This is a genomic window from Nitrososphaera sp. (assembly GCF_050748925.1).
Lineage (GTDB): Archaea > Thermoproteota > Nitrososphaeria > Nitrososphaerales > Nitrososphaeraceae > Nitrososphaera.
Genome location: NZ_JBOGQF010000175.1, coordinates 1 through 3168, shown reverse-complemented (window position 1 = coordinate 3168; position 3168 = coordinate 1). Strand labels below are relative to the sequence as shown.

The window sequence follows — 3168 nt, the reverse complement described above, 5'->3', positions numbered from 1 at the left end:
TAGCTGTAGTATACGTATCATAATGCGCTCTCGCATACGTAGTTTACAGCTATTGTCTCAATCCTTATATCGCACGCGGGCACCTATTGGACATGAAAGGAAGCACGTTCCGGGTCTTTCGGCATGCTCCTCCCGACATGGAGAAGGCTTTGATGAAGACTACCTTCCTTAGCTATTATATCTCGATGTACAACACCGTGAACGAAAAGGTCGGCTATGCGAGCGCGCCTGTCACGGTAGACGAAATATACGATTTCCTCCAGGACCTAAAGCACGAGACCGGCGAGCCCATTCCTGACATAGGCAAGGAAGACATCAGTTTTTCCTTTTACGTTCTAAAGCAATTGGGCCTCTGCAAAGGCGCGAGAACTGCGTTCGACAGTCGAACTCTCCTTTAAGCAAGTTTTATATATTTACTAAATATATAATAAAGGGTATGGCTGGGCTGGATGGATATGCAAAAGCTATAATCGCTTTTCTGGGCCTCTCCCTTGTGGTCGGAACGCTCACTTCAAGGATGGTAAAGAAAAGCAGCAAGCGGTACATGGTGGCCGGAAAAAGTCTGCCTCTGTTCTTTGTCGGGACCATGCTGGCCGTGCAGTCCATCGACGGCAACTCTTCGCTTGGCAACTCGTCTCTTGTGTACCAGTTTGGCTTCTGGGCAGGCGCTGCCATCCCAATAGGGCTTGCAGGGTGCCTCATCCTCACCGGGACGGTTTACGGCAAGAAACTCAACAAGATGTCGCTCCTGACGCTGCCCGACTTTTACTACCGCAGGTTTGGCTTTGCGTCCGAGGGGATTTCAAGCGTCATCATGATGATAAGCTTTGTAATCCTCGTCGCAGGCAACTTTGCCGCGACGGGCTTTATCCTTTCAGCAGTCTTTGGCATTGACTTTATCTGGGCCATGCTCGTGGGTGCGATAATCGTACTCATATACACCTACGCCGGCGGCCTGTTCTCCTCTGCGTACACTGACATTTTCCAGATCTATTTGGCGATAGGCGCGTTCTGGGCTATGTTCATATTCTTTGCAGGAGGGTTTTCGGGCACTTCCTTTAGCACCATACTGGCCGCCGCGCCGGAAGGCTACCTCGACCTGTCAGGGCTGACGACGCTTGCAGGAGGCGGCCTCGTCAACTGGGCAGGCATCATCGGCCTTGCGCTTGGCGACATCGTTGCGCTAGACTTTATGGAGCGCGTCTTTGCAGCGAGGGACGGCAGGACGGCACAGAGAGGCGCCCTGATGGGGGCCGGGCTAACGATCTCGACCATTGTCCCGACAAGCATGATAGGGATAATAGCCATCTTTTTGATCCCCGGCATCGCAGACCCGTTCACGATATTTCCCACAATCGCGCTCAACCACGTGCCCTTCTGGATAGGCGCGCTCATGCTCATGGGCGTGCTTGGAGCCGCAATGTCGACTGCAAACGGCGGCCTCCTTGCTATCTCTAGCGTGGTTTCCCGGAACCTGATCCAGCGCGACATACTGAAAAAGTGGCTAAAGCGCCCCGGCATGGACGACGGCAGGCTCCTGATGACGACGCGCATCTTTACCATACCCATGATGGCCTCGGCGTTCATACTTGCGTACCTGCTGCCGCAGCCCGGCATCTACCTGATACTCGCATTTGACATCGTTTTTGCCGGCGCGTGGGCCCCTCTTACGCTCGGGTTGTTCTGGAAGAATGCAAACATGCCTGCCGCCCTCACGTCGCTCATCGTGGGCACCGGGCTGAGGCTGCTCATGTTCTTTGTAATACCTCTGGAGCTGGCGGGCCTCGACACGTTCATACCGCCGCCGATCTCGTTTGCGCTGTTCATCATAGTGGCGCTTGCGACGCAGAAAAAATACCCCGGCATGTTCATACCAAGCGCGCTGATAATCATGATGAACGAGATCAAGCGCGGCTACTACGCAGTCGACGCCCACAACATCAAGGAGGATTTTGGCGGCCGCTACACTTCCCTTACCATACGTTCAGACGTCAAGACTTGGCTTGACGAGAACTATGAAAAATACAAGGAGGAGTACAACCGCAAGTACCGTGCCAGCAGCTTTACCCAGTTTGCAAGCTATTTCATGCTCAACATGTTCGAGTCAAAGGTCCAGTCGAGGGGCTTTGTCGTCAAGCTAAAGGAGGCGGACTTTCGCTGGCTGGAAGAAGAGTACCAAAAGCGCAAGCAGGAATACAGGGCAAAATATTCCGTGTTTACGTTTGAGCAGTTTGCCGACGTATTTTTAAAAGAGCTCTTTGATAGGGTCAGCGAAGCAAAAAAGATCCTGACACTCTGACACTGCATCCGTAGTTTACAAATTTGCCTCTCTGGCTCAAAATATAATAAATATGACATGTTGTGCCAGATAGTGCAATAATTCTTGGCGATTTGTGGCGTTACCGCAGAATTTAAGCGATATAATTTTCGGCAATTGCCATATTATCATAAAATCAAAATTTATATCTAAAACCCATACATTGAATGCCATGATCGAAGAAGCGATTACAATCGTGGCTGTCATTGGCGTAAGCGCAGCCGCCGTCTGGTATGCAAAGAACAAGTTCCAACCGGAAATAGAGCGCAACCTGGCGAGGATTGAAAAGCCTGCCGTGGAAGTGCAAGAGTTAGCCCACAAAAAAAAGGATCACAAGTAGTTTCTTTTTCTTTTTTCACAGCGGCAAGATTGAAAAGCAAGCGCTGCTATTGTCAGTGATGCTCTTTAACGTCAAGCCGGTCAAAGACATTGGCGAGGTCAAGCGCGAAGTCGCAAGGATCGTCGGCAAGCAAAAGCCGGGGAGCCCGGACGACCTTTCGCCTTTCAAGGGCGAGATCGAGGAGCTGATGTCATTGTTCTGCGAGTTTCATCCAGAATGGAAAAAGGCGCCTGCAATTTTTCGCGTCGTGCGCGTCGACGCGGGCGGCACGCGCGCATACCTTGAAAGCGTCGTGCTCCCTGACATCAAGCACGACCTGGATCTCATGCTAAAGATGCTCAACCACATGCGGGAGCAAAAGGGCCTGCAGGCGGTAAAGATGCCCCTCTTTGTACAGCCTGAAGAAATCGCCCTTGCGCGCAAGGAGGGCAAGACAGACATTGAAGGGGGCAAGATACTGTCGCAGCTTGCCATCGTCTTCCAGAAAGGCGCGATAATGTGGGTCGGGTTC

The 3168-nt window shown here is 51.9% G+C and carries 4 protein-coding genes; all 4 read left to right on the top strand.

Annotated features, from left to right (window positions below; genetic code table 11):
- Positions 1–92 precede the first annotated feature (92 nt).
- Positions 93–398 carry a hypothetical protein gene (locus ACREAY_RS10950; RefSeq protein ID WP_431755807.1) on the top strand — a complete coding sequence of 102 codons (306 nt, stop codon included), beginning with the start codon at positions 93–95 and terminating at the stop codon, positions 396–398.
- A 38-nt stretch (positions 399–436) separates the two neighbouring features.
- A complete protein-coding gene (locus ACREAY_RS10945) occupies positions 437–2299 on the top strand; it encodes a sodium:solute symporter family protein (protein WP_431755806.1) in 1863 nt (620 codons plus the stop codon).
- A 190-nt stretch (positions 2300–2489) separates the two neighbouring features.
- Entirely contained in the window at positions 2490–2657 is a 168-nt protein-coding gene (locus tag ACREAY_RS10940; protein WP_431755805.1) for a hypothetical protein, read from the top strand.
- Positions 2658–2715: 58 nt separating this feature from the next.
- On the top strand, positions 2716–3168 hold a 453-nt coding region (locus ACREAY_RS10935; RefSeq protein ID WP_431755804.1), incomplete at its 3' end, for a hypothetical protein.

Bases quoted from the DNA above. Each gene is read 5' to 3' on its own strand.
- ACREAY_RS10940 (WP_431755805.1), top strand. From the start codon at position 2,490: ATGATCGAAGAAGCGATTACAATCGTGGCTGTCATTGGCGTAAGCGCA.
- ACREAY_RS10945 (WP_431755806.1), top strand. From the start codon at position 437: ATGGCTGGGCTGGATGGATATGCAAAAGCTATAATCGCTTTTCTGGGC.
- ACREAY_RS10950 (WP_431755807.1), top strand. From the start codon at position 93: ATGAAAGGAAGCACGTTCCGGGTCTTTCGGCATGCTCCTCCCGACATG.